The organism is Streptomyces shaanxiensis, from assembly GCF_039537145.1.
Classification (GTDB): Bacteria; Actinomycetota; Actinomycetes; order Streptomycetales; family Streptomycetaceae; genus Streptomyces; species Streptomyces shaanxiensis.
This window is the reverse complement of record NZ_BAAAZY010000010.1, coordinates 434,108-451,921: the sequence shown is the minus strand read 5'-3', so window position 1 is coordinate 451,921 and position 17,814 is coordinate 434,108. Positions and strand designations below refer to the sequence as shown.

General features: G+C 70.8%; 12 protein-coding genes. 9 read left to right on the top strand and 3 right to left on the bottom strand.

The genetic code is table 11. The features are described 5' to 3' along the window. Positions 1 to 38: 38 nt before the first annotated feature. From tkt to ABD932_RS16050, 7 genes are read left to right on the top strand one after another with little or no spacing between them, the layout of a single operon-like run. A complete protein-coding gene (gene tkt / locus ABD932_RS16080; protein WP_345013125.1) occupies positions 39 to 2,114 on the top strand; it encodes a transketolase in 2,076 nt (691 codons plus the stop codon). A 19-nt stretch (positions 2,115 to 2,133) separates the two neighbouring features. Next, a complete protein-coding gene (gene tal / locus ABD932_RS16075; protein ID WP_345013123.1) occupies positions 2,134 to 3,282 on the top strand; it encodes a transaldolase in 1,149 nt (382 codons plus the stop codon). Beyond that, complete coding sequence (gene zwf, locus ABD932_RS16070) at positions 3,279 to 4,820, top strand: glucose-6-phosphate dehydrogenase (protein WP_345013121.1); 1,542 nt, start codon at positions 3,279 to 3,281, stop codon at positions 4,818 to 4,820. The genes tal and zwf overlap by 4 nt, the downstream gene beginning before the upstream one ends. Next, positions 4,817 to 5,752, top strand: coding sequence for a glucose-6-phosphate dehydrogenase assembly protein OpcA (gene opcA, locus ABD932_RS16065; RefSeq protein ID WP_345013119.1), 936 nt, complete (start codon positions 4,817 to 4,819; stop codon positions 5,750 to 5,752). The genes zwf and opcA overlap by 4 nt, the downstream gene beginning before the upstream one ends. A gap of 4 nt (positions 5,753 to 5,756) precedes the next feature. Next, positions 5,757 to 7,406 (top strand): glucose-6-phosphate isomerase, encoded by a 1,650-nt coding sequence (gene pgi / locus ABD932_RS16060; RefSeq protein WP_345014423.1) that lies wholly within the window; start codon positions 5,757 to 5,759, stop codon positions 7,404 to 7,406. Positions 7,407 to 7,412: 6 nt separating this feature from the next. After that, positions 7,413 to 8,288 (top strand): phosphogluconate dehydrogenase (NAD(+)-dependent, decarboxylating), encoded by an 876-nt coding sequence (gene gnd, locus ABD932_RS16055; protein WP_345013117.1) that lies wholly within the window; start codon positions 7,413 to 7,415, stop codon positions 8,286 to 8,288. Between the two features lie 6 nt (positions 8,289 to 8,294). Further along, positions 8,295 to 8,882 carry a histidine phosphatase family protein gene (locus tag ABD932_RS16050; protein ID WP_345013115.1) on the top strand — a complete coding sequence of 196 codons (588 nt, stop codon included), beginning with the start codon at positions 8,295 to 8,297 and terminating at the stop codon, positions 8,880 to 8,882. Between the two features lie 18 nt (positions 8,883 to 8,900). Here ABD932_RS16050 and ABD932_RS16045 read toward each other — a convergent pair whose 3' ends face one another. After that, positions 8,901 to 10,145 (bottom strand): lipase family protein, encoded by a 1,245-nt coding sequence (locus ABD932_RS16045; RefSeq protein WP_345013113.1) that lies wholly within the window; start codon positions 10,143 to 10,145, stop codon positions 8,901 to 8,903. Positions 10,146 to 10,490: 345 nt separating this feature from the next. Between ABD932_RS16045 and ABD932_RS16040 the strand changes: the two genes are divergently transcribed. Together ABD932_RS16040 and ABD932_RS16035 are read left to right on the top strand one after the other, a co-directional pair. Next, positions 10,491 to 13,352: a peroxidase family protein gene (locus ABD932_RS16040; protein ID WP_345013111.1), complete on the top strand. Its 2,862-nt coding sequence runs from the start codon at positions 10,491 to 10,493 to the stop codon at positions 13,350 to 13,352. An 87-nt stretch (positions 13,353 to 13,439) separates the two neighbouring features. After that, entirely contained in the window at positions 13,440 to 14,906 is a 1,467-nt protein-coding gene (locus tag ABD932_RS16035) for a pentapeptide repeat-containing protein (RefSeq protein WP_345013109.1), read from the top strand. A 6-nt stretch (positions 14,907 to 14,912) separates the two neighbouring features. On the opposite strand, the gene ABD932_RS16030 is transcribed toward ABD932_RS16035, so the two are convergent. Together ABD932_RS16030 and ABD932_RS16025 are read right to left on the bottom strand one after the other, a co-directional pair. Further along, complete coding sequence (locus tag ABD932_RS16030; protein WP_345013107.1) at positions 14,913 to 16,709, bottom strand: bifunctional sugar phosphate isomerase/epimerase/4-hydroxyphenylpyruvate dioxygenase family protein; 1,797 nt, start codon at positions 16,707 to 16,709, stop codon at positions 14,913 to 14,915. 122 nt (positions 16,710 to 16,831) lie between these two features. After that, on the bottom strand, positions 16,832 to 17,719 hold the full coding sequence (locus ABD932_RS16025; RefSeq protein ID WP_345013105.1) for a shikimate dehydrogenase: 888 nt from the start codon (positions 17,717 to 17,719) through the stop codon (positions 16,832 to 16,834). Positions 17,720 to 17,814 lie beyond the last annotated feature (95 nt).

Below are 17,814 nucleotides of genomic sequence, written 5' to 3'. Positions count from 1 at the left end.
GGACCAGCCACTTCGCTCCGATCGAGGACTTTTTGAAGATGAGCACGCAGACACCGGACAGCTTCGAATGGACCGAACTCGACCGGCGTGCCGTCGACACCGCGCGTCTTTTGGCGGCGGATGCCGTACAGCGGGTCGGCAACGGCCACCCGGGCACCGCGATGAGCCTCGCCCCGGCCGCGTACACGATCTTTCAGAAGGTGATGCGTCACGATCCCGCCGATCCTGAGTGGACCGGGCGGGATCGTTTCGTTCTCTCCCCCGGCCACACCTCGCTGACCCTCTACACCCAGCTCTTCCTCGCCGGGTACGAGCTGGAGCTCGACGACCTCAAGGCGTTCCGGACCCACGGTTCGAAGACGCCGGGTCACCCCGAGTACGGGCACACGGCAGGGGTCGAGACGACGACCGGCCCGCTCGGCCAGGGCGTCGCCAACGCGGTCGGCATGGCGATGGCCGCCCGCTACGAGCGCGGCCTGTTCGACCCGGACGCCCCGCAGGGCGAGTCCCCGTTCGACCACACCATCTGGGCGATCCTCTCCGACGGCGACCTGGAGGAGGGCGTCTCCGCCGAGGCCTCCTCGCTCGCCGGCCACCAGAAGCTCGGCAACCTCGTCTTCCTCTACGACGACAACCACATCTCCATCGAGGGCGACACCGCGACCGCGTTCTCCGAGGACGTACTGAAGCGCTACGAGGCGTACGGCTGGCACGTGCAGCGCGTCGAGCCCGCGCTGGGCGGCGACATCGACGTGGCCGAGTTGTACGCGGCGCTGAAGGCCGCGCAGGCCGAGACCGAGCGCCCCTCGTTCATCGCGATGCGCACGATCATCGCCTGGCCCGCCCCGAACGCGCAGAACACCGAGGCCTCCCACGGCTCCGCCCTCGGCGCCGACGAGATCGCCGCCACCAAGCGCGTCCTCGGCTTCGACCCCGAGCAGTCCTTCGAGGTCGCCGACGAAGTTCTCGCCCACGCCCGCAAGGCCCTGGACCGGGGTGCCGAGGCGCACGCCGCCTGGGACAAGCAGCTCGGCACATGGCGCGCCGCCAACCCCGAGCGCGCCCAGCTGTTCGACCGGATCGTCGCCGGTCAGCTGCCCGAGGGCTGGGAGTCCTCGATCCCGGTCTTCGAGGAGGGCAGGTCGGTCGCCACCCGCGCCGCCTCCGGCAAGGTGCTCCAGGCGCTCGGCGCCGTCATCCCGGAGCTGTGGGGCGGCTCCGCCGACCTGGCCGGCTCCAACAACACCACCATCGACAAGACGAGTTCGTTCCTGCCGAAGGGCAACCCGCTGCCCGAGGCCGACCCGTACGGCCGCACCGTCCACTTCGGCATCCGCGAGTTCTCGATGGCCGCGGAGATGAACGGCATCGCGCTGCACGGCAACACCCGTATCTACGGCGGCACGTTCCTGGTGTTCTCCGACTACATGCGCAACGCCGTCCGCATGTCCGCCCTGATGCAGCTGCCGGTGACGTACGTCTGGACGCACGACTCCGTCGGCCTCGGCGAGGACGGCCCCACCCACCAGCCGGTCGAGCACCTCGCCTCGCTGCGCGCCATCCCGGGCCTGAACATCGTCCGCCCGGCCGACGCCAACGAGACCGCGGTCGCCTGGGCCGAGATCCTCAAGCGGCACGCCACCCACCCGGCCCCGCACGGGCTCGCGCTCACCCGCCAGGGCGTGCCGACGTATGCGCCCAACTCCGATGCGGCGAAGGGCGGTTACGTCCTCCAGGAGTCCTCGACGCGGACGCCGGACGTGGTCCTGCTCGCCACCGGCTCCGAGGTCCAGCTCGCCGTCGCCGCGCGGGAGGTGTTGGAGGCCGAGGGGATCGGTACCCGTGTCGTGTCGATGCCGTCCGTGGAGTGGTTCGAGGAGCAGCCGCGCGAGTACCGGGACAGCGTATTGCCGCCGGCCGTGAAGGCGCGGGTCGCCGTGGAGGCCGGGATCGGGCTCACCTGGTACCGGTTCGTGGGCGATGCCGGGCGCATCGTCTCCCTGGAGCACTTCGGCGCCTCCGCCGACGCGAAGACCCTGTTCGCCGAGTACGGCTTCACCCCCGAGAACGTGGCCGCCGCCGCGCGCGAATCCCTTGCCGCCACCCGCGGTTGATCCGAACGCCAGAAGGAAGTTGATCACAGTGACCACCGAAGCAACCGCCACCGCGGGCATCCTCGAGAGTCTCTCCGACGAAGGCGTCTCGATCTGGCTGGACGACCTGTCGCGCAAGCGGATCGAGTCCGGGAACCTCGCCGAGCTGATCGCGAACAAGAACGTCGTGGGTGTCACCACCAACCCGTCCATCTTCCAGGCCGCCATCGGCTCCGGTGAAGGCTACGAGGAGCAGCTCGCCGACCTCGCGGTGCGGGGCGTCACGGTCGACGAGGCCGTACGGATGATGACCACCGCCGACGTGCGCGCCGCCGCCGACATCCTGCGGCCCGTGTACGACGCCACCGACGGTCGCGACGGCCGGGTCTCCATCGAGGTCGACCCGCGCCTCGCCCACAACACGGCGGCCACCATCGCCGAGGCCAGGCAGCTCGCCTGGCTGGTCGACCGCCCCAACGTGATGATCAAGATCCCGGCGACGAAGGCCGGTCTGCCCGCCATCACCGAGGTCATCGCCCAGGGCATCAGCGTCAACGTCACGCTGATCTTCTCCCTGGAGCGCTACCGCGAGGTCATGGACGCCTACCTCGCCGGTCTGGAGAAGGCGGCTGCGAAGGGCCTGGACCTGTCCGGCATCCACTCCGTGGCGTCCTTCTTCGTCTCCCGTGTCGACTCCGAGATCGACAAGCGGCTGACGGCGATCGGCACGGACCCGGCCCTCGCGCTCAAGGGCAGGGCGGCGCTCGCCAACGCGCGGCTCGCCTACGAGGCGTACGAAGAGGTCTTCGCCGGTGACCGCTGGACCGCCCTCACCGGCGCCAAGGCCAACAAGCAGCGGCCGCTGTGGGCCTCGACGGGCGTCAAGGACCCCGCCTACAAGGACACCCTGTACGTCGACGAGCTGGTCGCGCCCGGCACCGTCAACACGATGCCCGAGGCCACCCTGAACGCCACCGCCGACCACGGCGAGATCACCGGCGACACGGTGACCGGCGGCTACGCGCAGGCACGCGCCGACCTGGCCGCCGTGGAGGCGCTGGGTATCTCTTACGACGAGGTCGTCACCCGCCTGGAGGACGAGGGCGTCGCCAAGTTCGAGGTGGCGTGGCAGGACCTGTTGGACGCCGTGAAGAAGTCGCTCGGCAGCAAGGGAGCTGACGCAGCATGACCACCGACTGGGACTGGAACTGGGACAACCCCCTGCGCGACCCGCGCGACCGCCGTCTGCCCCGGATCGCGGGCCCGTCCGGGCTCGTCATCTTCGGCGTCACCGGCGACCTGTCCCGCAAGAAGCTGATGCCGGCCGTGTACGACCTCGCCAACCGCGGGATGCTGCCGCCGGGCTTCTCGCTCGTCGGGTTCGCCCGCCGGGACTGGGAGAACGAGGACTTCGCGCAGATCGTGCACGACTCGGTGCGCGAGCACGCCCGCACCGAGTTCCGCGAGGAGGTCTGGCAGCAGCTCGCCGAGGGCATGCGGTTCATCCCGGGCGACTTCGACGACGACACGGCCTTCGAGCAGCTGCGCCGGACGGTCGACGAGCTGGACGCGGCACGCGGCACGAGCGGCAACTACGCCTTCTACCTCTCGGTACCGCCGAAGTTCTTCCCGAAGGTCGTCCAGCAGCTGAAGAAGCACGGCCTGGCGGACGCCCCCGAGGGGTCCTGGCGGCGCGCGGTCATCGAGAAGCCGTTCGGGCACGACCTCGCGAGCGCCCGGGAGCTCAACGAGATCGTGCACGACGTGTTCGACCCGGAGCAGGTCTTCCGGATCGACCACTACCTGGGCAAGGAGACCGTCCAGAACATCCTGGCGCTGCGCTTCGCCAACCAGATGTTCGAGCCGATCTGGAACCGGTCGTACGTCGACCACATCCAGATCACGATGGCCGAGGACATCGGCATCGGCGGCCGGGCGGGCTACTACGACGGCATCGGCTCGGCCCGTGACGTCATCCAGAACCACCTGCTCCAGCTGATGGCTCTCACCGCGATGGAGGAGCCGGCCGCCTTCGACGCCGCGTCGCTGCTGACGGAGAAGCTGAAGGTGCTCAGGGCCGTGAAGCTGCCGGAGGACCTGGGCAAGCACACCGTGCGCGGGCAGTACGCGGGCGGCTGGCAGGGCGGTGAGCAGGTGCTCGGATACCTGCAGGAGGACGGCATCGACCCGAAGTCGAAGACCGACACCTACGCGGCCGTGAAGCTGAACGTCGACAACCGGCGCTGGGCGGGCGTGCCGTTCTACCTGCGCACCGGCAAGCGGCTCGGGCGGCGGGTCACGGAGATCGCCGTCGTCTTCCAGCGGGCGCCGCACTCGCCGTTCGACTCCACCGCCACCGAGGAGCTCGGCCAGAACGCCATCGTCATCCGCGTCCAGCCGGACGAGGGCATCACGGTGCGGTTCGGGTCCAAGGTGCCGGGTACCTCGATGGAGATCCGGGACGTGACGATGGACTTCGCCTACGGCGAGTCGTTCACGGAGTCCAGCCCGGAGGCGTACGAGCGGCTCATCCTGGATGTCCTCCTCGGGGACGCCAATTTGTTCCCCCGTCACCAGGAAGTGGAAGAGTCCTGGAAGATCCTCGACCCGATCGAGGAGTACTGGGACAGGCACGGCAAGCCGGCGCGGTACGCGTCCGGGAGCTGGGGACCCGAGGAAGCCGACGAGATGCTCGCACGAGACGGACGGAGCTGGCGCAGGCCATGAAGATCGACCTGACCGACACCACGGCAAGCAAGATCAACAAGGCGCTGGTGCAGGGCCGCCGCGCGATCGGCACGCCGGCCGTGGGCATGGTCCTGACGATGGTCATCGTCACGGACGAGGAGAACGCGTACGACTCGATCAAGGCGGCCGAGGAGGCCTCGCACGAGCACCCCTCGCGCACCCTGGTCGTCATCAAGCGGCACGCCCGCACCCCGCGTGACCGCACCCGCTCGCACCTCGACGCCGAGGTCCGGGTGGGTGCCGACGCCGGCACCGGGGAGACGGTCGTGCTGCGTATGTACGGCGAGGTGTCCGACCACGCCGACTCGGTGGTGCTGCCGCTGCTGCTGCCGGACGCCCCGGTCGTGGTGTGGTGGCCGGTGGAGGCGCCGGAGAACCCGGCGAAGGACCCGCTGGGCGCGCTGGCCCAGCGCCGCATCACCGACCTGTACACCACCGAGAACCCGCAGGCGGAGCTCGAGTCCCGGGCCCGCTCCTACGCGCCCGGCGACACCGACCTCGCCTGGACCCGGCTCACCCCCTGGCGCTCCATGCTCGCGGCGGCGCTGGACCAGGCCCGGGTGCCGATCCTCTCGGCGGCCGTGGAGGCCGAGGCCGACAACCCGGCGGCCGAGCTGCTGGCCCGCTGGCTGGAGGCCCGCCTGCACGTGACCGCCGAGCGGGTCGTCACCGCCGGACCGGTCGTCACCGGCGTGCGTCTGGGCACCGAGAACGGCGAGATCGTCATCGACCGCCCCGAGGGCCCGCTGGCCACGCTGACCCTGCCCGGCCAGCCGTCCCGCACCCTCGCGCTGAAGGTCCGCACCACCTCCGAACTCATCGCCGAGGAGCTCAGGCGCCTCGACGCGGACGAGATGTACGCCATCGCCCTGCGCGGCGAGGCTCCCAAGGAGACTCCTGAACATGTCTGACTCGCTGTCCGACTCCCCCAGGCTCACCCGGCGCCCCGAGTGGGCGGCCCTCGACGACCACCGCGCGGAGGCCCTGCAGCGCCCGCGGCTGCGTGAGCTGTTCGCGGCCGACCCCTCCCGGGCGGAACGGTACGTGGTGCGCGTCGGTGACCTGCGCATCGACTACTCCAAGCATCTGATCAACGACGAGACGCTCGCCCTGCTCCAGGAACTGGCCACCGCCACCGACGTGTTCGGGCTGCGCAACGCCATGTTCCGCGGCGAGAAGATCAACGTCACCGAGGACCGGGCGGTACTGCACACCGCGCTGCGGGCGCCGCGGGACGCGGTGATCGAGGTGGACGGCGAGAACGTCGTGCCCAAGGTCCACGCGGTGCTGGACAAGATGAGCGCGTTCGCGGACCGCGTCCGCTCCGGCGAGTGGACCGGCCACACGGGCCGCCGTATCCGCAACGTCGTCAACATCGGCATCGGCGGCTCCGACCTCGGCCCCGCCATGGCGTACGAGGCACTGCGACCGTTCACGGCACGGGAGTTGACGCTCCGGTTCGTCTCCAACGTCGACGGCGCCGACCTCCACGAGGCGGTCCGCGACCTGGATCCGGCGGAGACGCTGTTCATCGTCGCGTCCAAGACGTTCACCACGATCGAGACGATCACCAACGCCACGTCGGCCCGTTCCTGGCTGCTGGCCGGGCTCGGCGGCGAGGACAAGGCGGTCGCCAGGCATTTCGTCGCGCTGTCGACCAACGCCGAGAAGGTGACCGACTTCGGCATCGACCCGGACAACATGTTCGAGTTCTGGGACTGGGTCGGCGGACGCTACTCGTACGACTCGGCGATCGGGCTCTCGCTCATGATCGCCATCGGCCCCGAGCGCTTCCGGGAGATGCTCGACGGCTTCCACATCGTCGACGAGCACTTCAAGAGCGCGCCCGCCGAGGCCAACGCCCCGCTGATCCTGGGGCTGTTGGGCGTCTGGTACGGCAATTTCTGCGCCGCCGAGTCCCACGCGGTGCTGCCGTACTCGCACTACCTGTCGAAGTTCACGGCGTATCTCCAGCAGCTCGACATGGAGTCCAACGGCAAGTCGGTGGACCGCGAGGGCAACGTCGTGGGCTGGACGACCGGTCCGGTCGTGTGGGGCACGCCCGGCACCAACGGGCAGCACGCCTACTACCAGCTGATCCACCAGGGCACCCGGCTGATCCCGGCCGACCTGATCGGCTTCGCCCGGCCGGTCGCCGAGCTGAGCGACGAACTCAAGGCGCAGCACGACCTGTTGATGGCGAACCTCTTCGCCCAGGGGCAGGCGCTCGCCTTCGGCAAGACGGCGGACGAGGTGCGCGCGGAGGGCGTGCCCGAGGAGCAGGTTCCGCACCGCACCTTCCTCGGCAACCACCCCACCACCACGATCCTCGCCCCCGAGCTGACCCCGTCGGTCCTCGGCCAGCTGGTCGCCCTCTACGAGCACAAGGTCTTCGTGCAGGGCGCCGTCTGGAACATCGACTCCTTCGACCAGTGGGGCGTGGAGCTGGGCAAGGTCCTCGCCAAGCGGGTCGAGCCCGCGCTGACCGAGGGCGCGGACGTCCCCGGTCTCGATGCCTCCACCGCCGCCCTCGTGGCCGCCTACCGTGAACTCAAGGAAGTGTGAACTGATATGCAGCTCGGTCTCATCGGTCTCGGCAAGATGGGCGGCAACATGCGCGAGCGGATCCGCCGCGCCGGCCATACCGTCATCGGCTACGACCGCAACCCCGAGGTCTCCGACGTCAAGAGCCTCGAAGAGCTGGTCCAGCGGCTCGACGCGCCGCGCACGGTGTGGGTGATGGTCCCGGCCGGCACCGCCACCCAGGGCGTCATCGACGAGCTGGGGGACCTGCTGTCCGAGGGCGACACGGTGGTCGACGGCGGCAACTCCCGCTGGACGGACGACGAGAAGCACGCCGCCGAACTCGGCATCAAGGGCATCGGCTTCGTCGACGCGGGCGTCTCCGGCGGCGTGTGGGGCCTGCAGAACGGCTACGCGCTGATGGTCGGCGGCGACAAGGAGCACGTGCAGCGACTCCAGCCGATCTTCGAGGCGCTCAAGCCGGAGGGCCCCTACGGCTACGTCCACGCCGGCCGGGTCGGCGCCGGGCACTTCTCCAAGATGGTCCACAACGGCATCGAGTACGCCATGATGCAGGCCTACGCCGAGGGCTGGGAGCTGCTGGAGAAGGTCAACTCCGTGACCGACGTCCGCGAGGTGTTCCGCTCCTGGCAGGAGGGCACGGTCATCCGGTCCTGGCTGCTGGACCTCGCGGTGAACGCCCTGGACGAGGACGAGCACCTGCAGAAGCTGAAGGGCTTCGCGCAGGACTCCGGCGAGGGCCGGTGGACCGTCGAGGCGGCCATCGACAACGCGGTTCCGCTGCCCGCGATCACGGCGTCGCTGTTCGCCCGGTTCGCGTCCCGCCAGGACGACTCCCCGCAGATGAAGATGATCGCGGCGCTGCGCAACCAGTTCGGCGGCCACGCCGTCGAGTCGAAGTAGCGAACCGTGGGGGATCTTCTCCTGGTCCGCCACGGCGAGACGGAGTGGAGCAGGTCGGGACAGCACACCAGCTGGACCGACCTGCCCCTCACCCGGGAGGGCGAGGAACAGGCCAAGTCCCTCGCCCCGCTCCTGTCCGGCCGGACCTTCGCCCTGGCCCTGACCAGCCCGCTGCACCGCGCGGTCCGCACCGCCGAACTGGCGGGCGTGTCCGGGGCCGTACCCGAACCGGACCTGCACGAGTGGGACTACGGCGGCTACGAGGGCGTCACCACCGTCGAGATACACCGCACCCGCCCCGACTGGTACCTGTGGACCGACGGCGTGACACCCGGCCCGCACGACCACCCCGGTGAGTCACCGGCCGAGGTCGGGGCACGCGCCGACCGAGTGCTGGCCCGCGTGGCGGCGGCGCTCCCCGAAGGCGACGTCATCCTCGTGGCCCACGGCCACTTCCTGCGCATCGTGACGGCCCGCCGGCTGGGGCTGGCCCCGTCGGAGGGGCGGCTGTTCCAGCTGGCGACGGGCACGGTGAGCCGGCTGTCGACGGAGCACGGGCGGCCCGTGATCGCGGAGTGGAACACCAGGGCGTAGGCCGACGAAGGGCCCGGGCTACAACACGTCACCGAACTCGCTCAACACCCCCGGCGGGGCGAGCGCGTTGACGTAGTGGCCCGGGCCGTGGTCGTCGAAGGAGTACTTGAAGGGGATCGTGCGGGTGAGGGCGAGCTTGGCGGCGAAGAAGGCCAGCGGGGCGACGACGGCCAGGCCCGCGAGGGTGTCCATCTGGGGGTAGTGGAGATGGGGTTCGGTCACCTCGGTCCAGCCCTGGGCCCGCCCGCGTGGCAGGCGGCGGAGGGTTCCGACCCGCCTGGACAGGTCTCCCCAGTCCCGGTTCGCGACGGCCCGCAGGACGTCTCCCGGCAGGGTCAGCGCGTCGACCGCCGAGTCCGCGGCGAAGGCGAGCGCCGTGTCGGTGCGGCCGCGTGGCCTGCGGTAGTGGAACTCACGGCCGAACGGGGCGTACGGGCCGACGGGGCGGGGCGGCAGGGCGGGGACGACGTCCCGGTCGAAGATATAGCGCAGCAGCCGGTCGTTCAGGGGGCCGGGGGCCTCCGCGCAGGCGCGGGCGAGGTCGGGGCCGCCGACCATGGGCTGGCCGAAGGTGTAGACGCCCTTGAGCTTGTCGGTGATGTGCCGGTAGCGCGGTTCGTGGACGAGCGTCACGGCCATCAGCGCGGCCATGGCGCCGCCCAGACTGTGGCCGGTGATGTAGAGCGCCTCCAGACCGTCGCCCCGGGTGCCTGATTCGTCGGGGTTGACGGACTCGCCGCGCAGGGCGCGTTCCAGGGCCCGGACGACGAGGTGGCGGGTGGCGCGGACGTTGCGGTAGAAGCCGGCGTGGACCTCGTGGCGGCGGCCCTGGAGTTCGACGGCGAGCATCTCCGGGCGTACGTCGGCGTCGGTGAGGATGCTGATGATGTCCTCGGGCTGGGTGCCGCGGTAGGCGAGGATGACGACCCGGCGGTCCTTGTCCTGGACGAGGTAGGCGGCGGAGGCGATGTACAGGGCGTCCACGCGCTGTTCGAGGACCCGGCAGGCGTTCTCGTCCATGCCGAGCCGCGCCATGATCATGGACACGGTCTCGGGGTCGCCCTGGTGCTGGAATCCGGCGTACGCGTACGCCGAGCAGGTCGCCAGGACGTGCGGGACGACGCCGTCGGGGTCGGGCTGGTGCTTGTCCTCGGCGAGCCGGTCCACCAGGTCGGGGTAGACCGGGAAGCCGCTCGGGTCGGTGGGTGACTTGGCCGGGCGCAGCTCGGCGAAGCCGGGCCCCTTGACGTATGTGTCCCGCATGGTGGGACCTCCCCCGGAACGTCGGCGGATGGTGAGCACACCACCGGCCGCCGGGGTCGTCAATCCGGCAAGCAACCGGTGGCCGTCGTTCCCCGGCCACTGCGGATGCGGCCGGGTGGGGTTGCTGGGATGCTGGGGTGTGGCGGGACGGACACGGGATGTCGGCCCGCCCCGAGGCGCCCGCTGGACGTGCCCGAACGGCGCTCCCCCCGTGATTGTTCACATCCGGAACGACCGGAAGCACATCGGCGCGAACCTTCGCTGTGGGCGCCGTGGGCCGTCGGTAGCGTGCTGGCCCCTGTCCCCGTACGCATCCGTACGCAGTCGTACGAAGGAAGACCACCGATGGCCGAGTCAGGGCAGCACGAGCAGCGCTACGAACGGTACGAAGGCGGCAGTCCTCAGGCGGAACGGCTGGTGTTCGAGCAGCTGGCCCGCGAGCTGATGGAGGTGCAGGTCAGGAACCGGCGGGCCGGGGGCGGCGATGCCGCCCGGGCCTTCCACGCCAAGGCGCCGGTGGCCGTGGAGAACGCGCGGCTGCGCTTCCACGACGACCTCCCGGCGGCCCTGCGCGTGGGGTTCGCCCAGCCCGGCGCCGAATACCCGGCGACCGTACGGCTGTCGAACGCGAGCGGCATCCGGCAGGGCGACGGCTCGCCCGATCTGCGCGGGGCGGCCGTGCGGGTGCGGGTGTCGGAGGAGGAGAGCCACGACCTGCTGGCGACGAGCTATCCGGTCTCGCATGCCGCGAACGCCCGCGAGTTCGTGGCCTTCGCCAAGGCGATGGCGGGGGCCCGAAGTCCGTTGCGGAAGGCCTTCGGGCTGCTGGTCAAACTTCCGCTGGCCGTGGGGCTGCGGACCGCCGACCGGATGCGGCGCAATGTCCGGGCGGCGGCGCGGCACACCGTCGACTCCCTCGCGCAGGAGACGTATTGGAGCCGGGGCGCGATCCTGTGGGGCGATGCGGGGCCGGTGCGGTTCCTGTTCCGTCCCGCGCCGGGCAGTCCGCCCGCGCCCACACCGGACCGCCGGGACCCGGACTTCCTGCACCGCGAGTTCGCGCGCCGGCTGGCGCGGAGCGACGTCGACTACGACCTGTGCGTGCAGCGCTTCGTGGACGAGCGGCACACTCCGGTCGAGGACGCCTCGGTGGAGTGGAAGGACGGCACGTCACCCGCGATACCCATAGCCCGGCTCTCCATCCCGAGCCAGGACCTGGACGCCGCCGAGGCACGTGCGATCGCCCGCCGGATCGAGGACCTCGCCTTCAACCCCTGGTACACGACCGAGGAGTTCCGGCCGCTCGGCAACATCAACCGCGCTCGCAAGGCGGCGTACCAGGCGTCGAGCGCGCACCGGCTCGGCCTGCGGTTCGCCACCGGGGAACCGGTGCGCAACCGGGTGCTGCGCCGTCCGATGGAGACGGCGTTCGCGCTGCTCAACCGCTACGTTCCCTGGCACCGGCTGCCGGTGCAGCTGAGCCTGCTGAACCTGGTGTTCCTGCGCAAGGTACTGCGCCGGCTGAACCTGATCGACACCGAGGCGCGCGAGGCCCCGCCGCGGGCCCAGCGGGTGCCGGAGCCGATCCCGGAGCGGCTGCGCGGCGAGCGGTCGTACGACGGGACGTACAACGATCTGTCGGCCCCACGGATGGGCGCCGTCGGTTCGGCCTTCGGCCGCAATCTGCGACCCGACTACCGTCCCGACCTCTTCGACACCCCGAACCCGGTGACGGTCAGCCGCCAGCTCCTGTACCGCGAGAGCTTCCTGCCCGCGACCTCGCTGAACGTGCTGGCCGCGTCCTGGATCCAGTTCCAGGTGCACGACTGGGTCAACCACCGTCGCCACAAGCCCGGCGAGCGCAGTGTCGAGGTGCCGTTGCCGCCCGGGAGCGGGCCGTGGCGGAACACGCCCGGCGGGCCCGGCGAGAACGTCATGCGGTTCGCGGAGAACGAGGGCGTCGAGGTGCCGGGCAGGCCGCCGATCCTGTTCGCCAACACCGCCTCGCACTGGTGGGACGGCTCCGAGGTGTACGGCGCCGACGAGCAGACGGCCCGCTTCCTGCGCGAGGCCGACGGCCGCGCCGAACTCCGCCTGGAGGACGGCCACTTGCCCACGGGGACCAACGGCGGGATTCCGCTGACCGGCTTCAGCGACAGCTGGTGGATGGGCCTGAGTGCCATGCACACGCTGTTCGCCCGGGAGCACAACGCGGTGTGCGCCGCGCTGCGTGCCGAGTATCCGACGATGAGCGAGGAGCGGATCTACCAGACGGCCCGCCTGGTGGTCTCGGCGCTGATCGCGAAGATCCACACGGTGGAGTGGACACCGGCGATCCTGGCGACCGAGGCGATCGACATCGCCCTGCACACCAACTGGCAGGGCCCGCCGAAGAAGTGGCTCGACCAGCTGGGCCTGTGGCTGTTCGAGTCGCACTCCCTGACCGGCATCCCGAAGACCCTGCCGGACCACCACGCGGCCCCGTACTCCCTGACCGAGGACTTCGTCACCGTCTACCGCATGCACCCGCTGATCCCGGACGACTTCGAGCTGCGCGAGCACCACTTCGGGCAGCGGCTGGAGACGGTGGGCTTCCTGGACATCCAGGGCGGCGCGGCGGAGACACGGATCCGCAAGACGGGGCTGGCGGACACGCTGTACTCGTTCGGCATCGCCCACCCCGGCGCGATCACGCTCCACAACTTCCCGCGTTCGCTGCAGCAGTTCGAACGCGAGGGCGAGATCATCGACCTGTCGGTGGTGGATCTGGTGCGGACGCGGCGGCGTGGCGTGCCCCGCTACAACGACTTCCGCGAAGGACTGCACAAGCCGCGCATCCGCTCCTTCGAGGAGCTGACGGAGAACGCGCAGACGCTGGCCCGGCTGAAGGAGGTCTACCGCTCGGTCGACGAGATCGACACCGTCGTGGGCCTGTTCGGGGAGAACCCGCCGACCGGGTTCGGCTTCAGCGACACCGCGTTCCGGATCTTCATCCTGATGGCGAGCCGGCGCCTGCAGTCCGACCGCTTCCTCAACGTCGACTACCGGCCCGAGGTGTACACGCCGCTCGGGATCGACTGGGTCGAGCGGGGCGGCATGAACTCCGTGATCCTGCGGCACTGCCCGGAGCTGGCGGCGCTGCTGCCGCGCGGGGCGAGCGCGTTCGCGCCGTGGCGGGCGGTGCGGCCGACGGGCGGTTCCGCCTGAACGATCCTGCGGACAGACGGGCGGTTCATCCTCGACCACCCTGGGGCGAGTTGACAGGTTCGGCGGCCGGCGTCAGAGTCCCGGCTGATGGAGATCAACGATCTGACGCCGGCCGAGCGAACCGTGTGGGAGGCCTTTCCCAAGGGCCGGGCCGTGGACTTCCGCGTGGCGGGAGAAGAGAGCGCGGCCCAGGACACCGACCGGGAAGCCCAACGGACCGTCCGCGCGGCGGTGTTGAGGGCGCTGCTGCTCGACGGCCCGGTGGAGAGCGGGGAGGTCGCGGCCCTCAAGGTGGCGGGCGCGCGGATCACCGGCGTGCTGGACCTCCGTTACGCGACGATCGAGAGCGTCGTACGCCTGAGTGACTGCCACTTCGACGAGGTCCCGGACTTCTCCGGCGCCCAACTGAAGTACCTCAATCTGAGCGGGTCCCAGCTGCCCGGTCTGGCGTCCGCGCGGGTTCGGATCGACGGCGGGCTGCGGCTGACGAACTGCCGGTTCCGCGGGCCGGTGCGGCTCGGCGGGGCGCAGGTCGCCGGGGCGCTGTATCTGGAGGGCACGGAGGTCACCGCGCCGGAGGGCAACGAGAGACCGGTGCTTCAGCTCCACCAGGTGACTGTGGGAGAGGACCTGTGCGCGTCAGGGCTGCGCACACACGGCGAGATCCGCCTCAACGGCGCCACCATCAGTGGCTCGCTCCGGCTGGAGAACGCCGAGCTCCGTCATCGCGGCGACTTCGTCCTGAACGCCGAGGCCCTCGAAGTGGGCGCCAACGTCCTGGGCAGGCGCCTGAGCGCGCGCGGCCGCATCGACCTGCGCGGCGCCCGCATCCCCGGTCGGCTCGACCTGCTGTACTGCGAGCTGTCCAACCCCGGCGGCACCGCGATGCGGGCGAGCAGCTGTGTCATCGGCGAGGTGTGGCTGCGCGGGGGCACCCCGATGGAGGGCCGGCTCAACCTGCGCCGCTCCCAGATAGAACACCTCAATCTGGACCCGGAGATGCTCCCGGACCAGGTCCGCCTCCTCGACCTCACCTACACCTCCCTCACCCCGCATGTGCCGCCCGAACTCCGGCTGCCCATGCTGGAGCGGGACGAGGACACCTTCGACCCGCACGGGTACGAGCAGTTGACCGCGTCGTACCGCCGTACCGGCGACGACCACGCCGCCCGCCTGGTCCAACTCGCCAAACAGCGCCGCCATCGCACCACCCTGCCCTGGTACGGCCGCCTGTGGGGGCACGTCCAGGACGCCACCGTCGGCTACGGCTTCCGGCCGATGCGGGCCCTGGGCTGGTTGCTGTCGCTGCTGGCCGTCGGCTCGGTCGCGTTCACGCTGCACACGCCGCCGCGACTGAAGGCGGACGAGGCACCGGAATTCAACCCGGTGTTCTACACGCTCGACCTGCTCCTGCCGGTGATCTCCTTCGGCCAGGAAACGGCGTTCGCCCCGGAGGGCGGGCAGCAGGCCCTGGCGTATGTCCTCATCCTCACCGGCTGGATCCTGGCCACGACGGTCATCGCCGGCGTGACCCGGACCGTCAGTCGCCAGTAGGCCCGTTCACCGGACCGGCCGCCCGGCATGCTGGGCGGATAGCCGCACCGGCGCGTTCTGGGCGCCGTAACCCCGGTAGCCGTCCCGCTGCACGAGCTCGAAGAAGACGCGGCCGACCGTCACGGTGTAGCAGTGCCGGAACTCCCCATGTGCGTCGCGGTCGTAGAGGATGCCGAGTTCGCGGTACGTCTCCAGCTCGCCGTCCGCGAACTCGTACCGGGCCGCCAGGTCGTCGTAGTAGTTGACCGGGATCGGCAGCAGACGCCCGCCCGCTTCCCGGAAGCGGCGGGCCGCCGCGACCACGTCGTCCGTGGCCAGTGCGATGTGCTGGGCGTGCACGGTGTCGTCGGTGGGCGCCGCACCGACGCTCAGGGCGATGCGCACGCTGCCGTCGGCGTTGGTGACGGCGCGGCTGCGCATCAGACCGTACGGGTCGGCGACGTCGACGCTCTCCTGGGCGTGCAGGCCGAGGACGCTGCGGTGGAAGAGGGTGGCCTCGTCGAAGTGATGCCAGGGCTGGACGAGGGCGAGGTGATCGATGCCGGTCACGCCCGGGGTGCCGGACTCGTGTCCGATGTCCGTGAAGTCGGTGCGCCAGTTGGGCAGTTCGGGGCGATCGGTCGCGCAGAAGAACAGTTCCGTGCCGTCGGGTGCCTCCACCGCGTCCAGCGCGGCGTCCTCCAGGGCCCGGCGGCGTGGCAGGACGGGTGCCAGCAGGGCCTCGGCGCGGCGGGCCGCAGCGGCCGGGTCCGGTGACTCCAGGCCGATCGCGGCGAGTCCGGTGCCGTCTCGGCGTGCGGCACCCGCGGTGTTGACCAGGACGCGGGCCGCGCCCTGCTGCCAGAGGTCGACCGGCTTGCTGCGGTGCCGTGCGGTGCGGGTGAAGCCCAGGGCGCCGAGCAGCGCCGTGATCGGCTCGGCGTCGGGCGTGACCAGTTCGGCGAAGGCGACGCCGGTGGGGACGACGGGGGCGGGCGGTGTCGCCACGCCGACCGCGTCCTGGAGGACCAGCAGGGAGCGGTGGGCGTCGACGGCGGTCGGGCCTGCCTCGGCCTGGCGGAAGACGTCGTTGAAGACTTCGAGGGACAGCGGTCCGTCGTAGCCCGTGTGCAGGACACGGCGTACGAGATCCGCCACGTCGAATCCACCCTGCCCCGGGAAGCAGCGGTAGTGGCGGCTCCACTGCAGGACGTCCATGGCGAGCAGCGGGGCGTCGGCGAGCTGGAGGAAGAAGATCTTCTCACCGGGGATGTCCGCAATGCCTTCGAGGTCCTTGGGGTCGGAGCCCCGGGAGAGGATGTGGAAGCTGTCCAGGCAGGTGCCGAGCGCGGGGTGGTCGGCGGCCTCGACGATGCGCCAGGCGTGGTCGTACGTGCTGACGTGCCGTCCCCAGGCGAGCGCCTCGTAGGCGACGCGGATCCCGAAGTCCTGGGCTAGATCGGCGAGTTGACGCAGGTGGTACGCGGCGAGCGCGTCGTCGTCCACGGCCAGCGGGTGGACGCTGGAGCAGACGAGGACGGTGTCGGCGCCGAGCCGCCGCATCAGCTCGAACTTGTGCCGGGCCCGGCGCAGATTGCGTCCGAACTCGTCGGCGGGCACGGCCTCGATGTCCCGCATCGGCTGATAGAGATCGATGGTGAGACCGAGGTCGGCACAGCGGCCGCGGATCTCCTCAGGGGTGAGAGGGCTGGCCAGCAGGTCGTTCTCGAAGATCTCCACACCGTCGAAGCCGGCCCGGGAGGCGGCGGTCAGCTTCTCGGTGAGGGACCCGCTGAGGGAGACGGTGGCGATGGACGTACGCATGGACGCGCTCCTTCAAAATGCCGGGCACTGCAGCGCCCCGATAGGGGCGCGGGGCTGTGTCAATTCGCGGCTCCGCCGCGTGGGCGCGACCGGCTACGGACGGCCCGCAGTGATCACAGGACCTAGCCCGCCGAGCTCTCGACAACCCCGGCCATCTCGGCGATGTCCGCCAGCATTCGCCCGCAGTCGGGCTCACGACCGGTGAACAGCCGAAACGCATCCGCGGCCTGGAACACGGCCATTCCACCCCCGTCCAGAGCGGCGCAGCCCATCGCTCGGGCGGTGCGGAGCAGCTCGGTCTCCAGGGGTCGGTAGACGACCTCGGCAACCCACAACCCGGGATGCAGCAGCTCGGCCGGGAGGGGCAGGCCCGGGTGCGCGGCCATGCCGGTGGGGGTGGCGTGCACGAGACCGTCGGCCTGAGTCATCAACGCGGGGAGCGCGTCCAGGGCGGCGCCGACGGCCCGGCCGGAGCCGAAGTGCCGGTTCAGGGCGGCGGCGAGGTCGGCAGCCCGGTCGGTCAGCGCATCCACCACAGTCACCCGCTCGGCCCCGAGCGTCAGCATGGCGTGCGCGACGGCCGCGCCCGCACCCCCGGCCCCCAACTGCACGACCCGCTCCATCGGCACGTCGGGAAGCCCGCGCGCGAAGGACGCGGCGAAGCCGGTGACGTCCGTGTTGTGGCCGACGGCCCGGCCGTCCTCGAAGACGACGGTGTTGACCGCGCCCAGCGCCTCGGCCTGCGGGGCCAGCGCGTCCAGGTGCTCGATGACGAGCTGCTTGCACGGGTGCGTGATGTTGAGCCCGTCGAAACCCAGGTCACGGGCGGCCCGCACGAGGTCGCCCACCGCCTCGGGCGGGACGCCGAGCGTGTCGATGCCGATGAGCCGGTACAGATAGCGCAGGCCCTGCCGGTCGGCCTCCCGCTCGTGCAGCGCCGGGCTGAGCGAGGGGCCGATGCCGGAACCGATCAGCCCGACGAGATACGAGTCCTTGGCGTCCTTGGCCACCGGGGACCTCCTGAGCGGCTCACTAATGTACGAACTGGTGAGTTAGTCATAGCAGGCGACGCCGGAGCTTGGGAAGGCCTGACCCGACACACGAA

Coding starts and splice junctions, on each gene's coding strand:
- ABD932_RS16040 (WP_345013111.1), top strand. CDS start 10,491: ATGGCCGAGTCAGGGCAGCACGAGCAGCGCTACGAACGGTACGAAGGC.
- ABD932_RS16035 (WP_345013109.1), top strand. CDS start 13,440: ATGGAGATCAACGATCTGACGCCGGCCGAGCGAACCGTGTGGGAGGCC.
- tkt (WP_345013125.1), top strand. CDS start 39: ATGAGCACGCAGACACCGGACAGCTTCGAATGGACCGAACTCGACCGG.
- ABD932_RS16030 (WP_345013107.1), bottom strand. CDS start 16,709: ATGCGTACGTCCATCGCCACCGTCTCCCTCAGCGGGTCCCTCACCGAG.
- zwf (WP_345013121.1), top strand. CDS start 3,279: ATGACCACCGACTGGGACTGGAACTGGGACAACCCCCTGCGCGACCCG.
- ABD932_RS16045 (WP_345013113.1), bottom strand. CDS start 10,145: ATGCGGGACACATACGTCAAGGGGCCCGGCTTCGCCGAGCTGCGCCCG.
- opcA (WP_345013119.1), top strand. CDS start 4,817: ATGAAGATCGACCTGACCGACACCACGGCAAGCAAGATCAACAAGGCG.
- gnd (WP_345013117.1), top strand. CDS start 7,413: ATGCAGCTCGGTCTCATCGGTCTCGGCAAGATGGGCGGCAACATGCGC.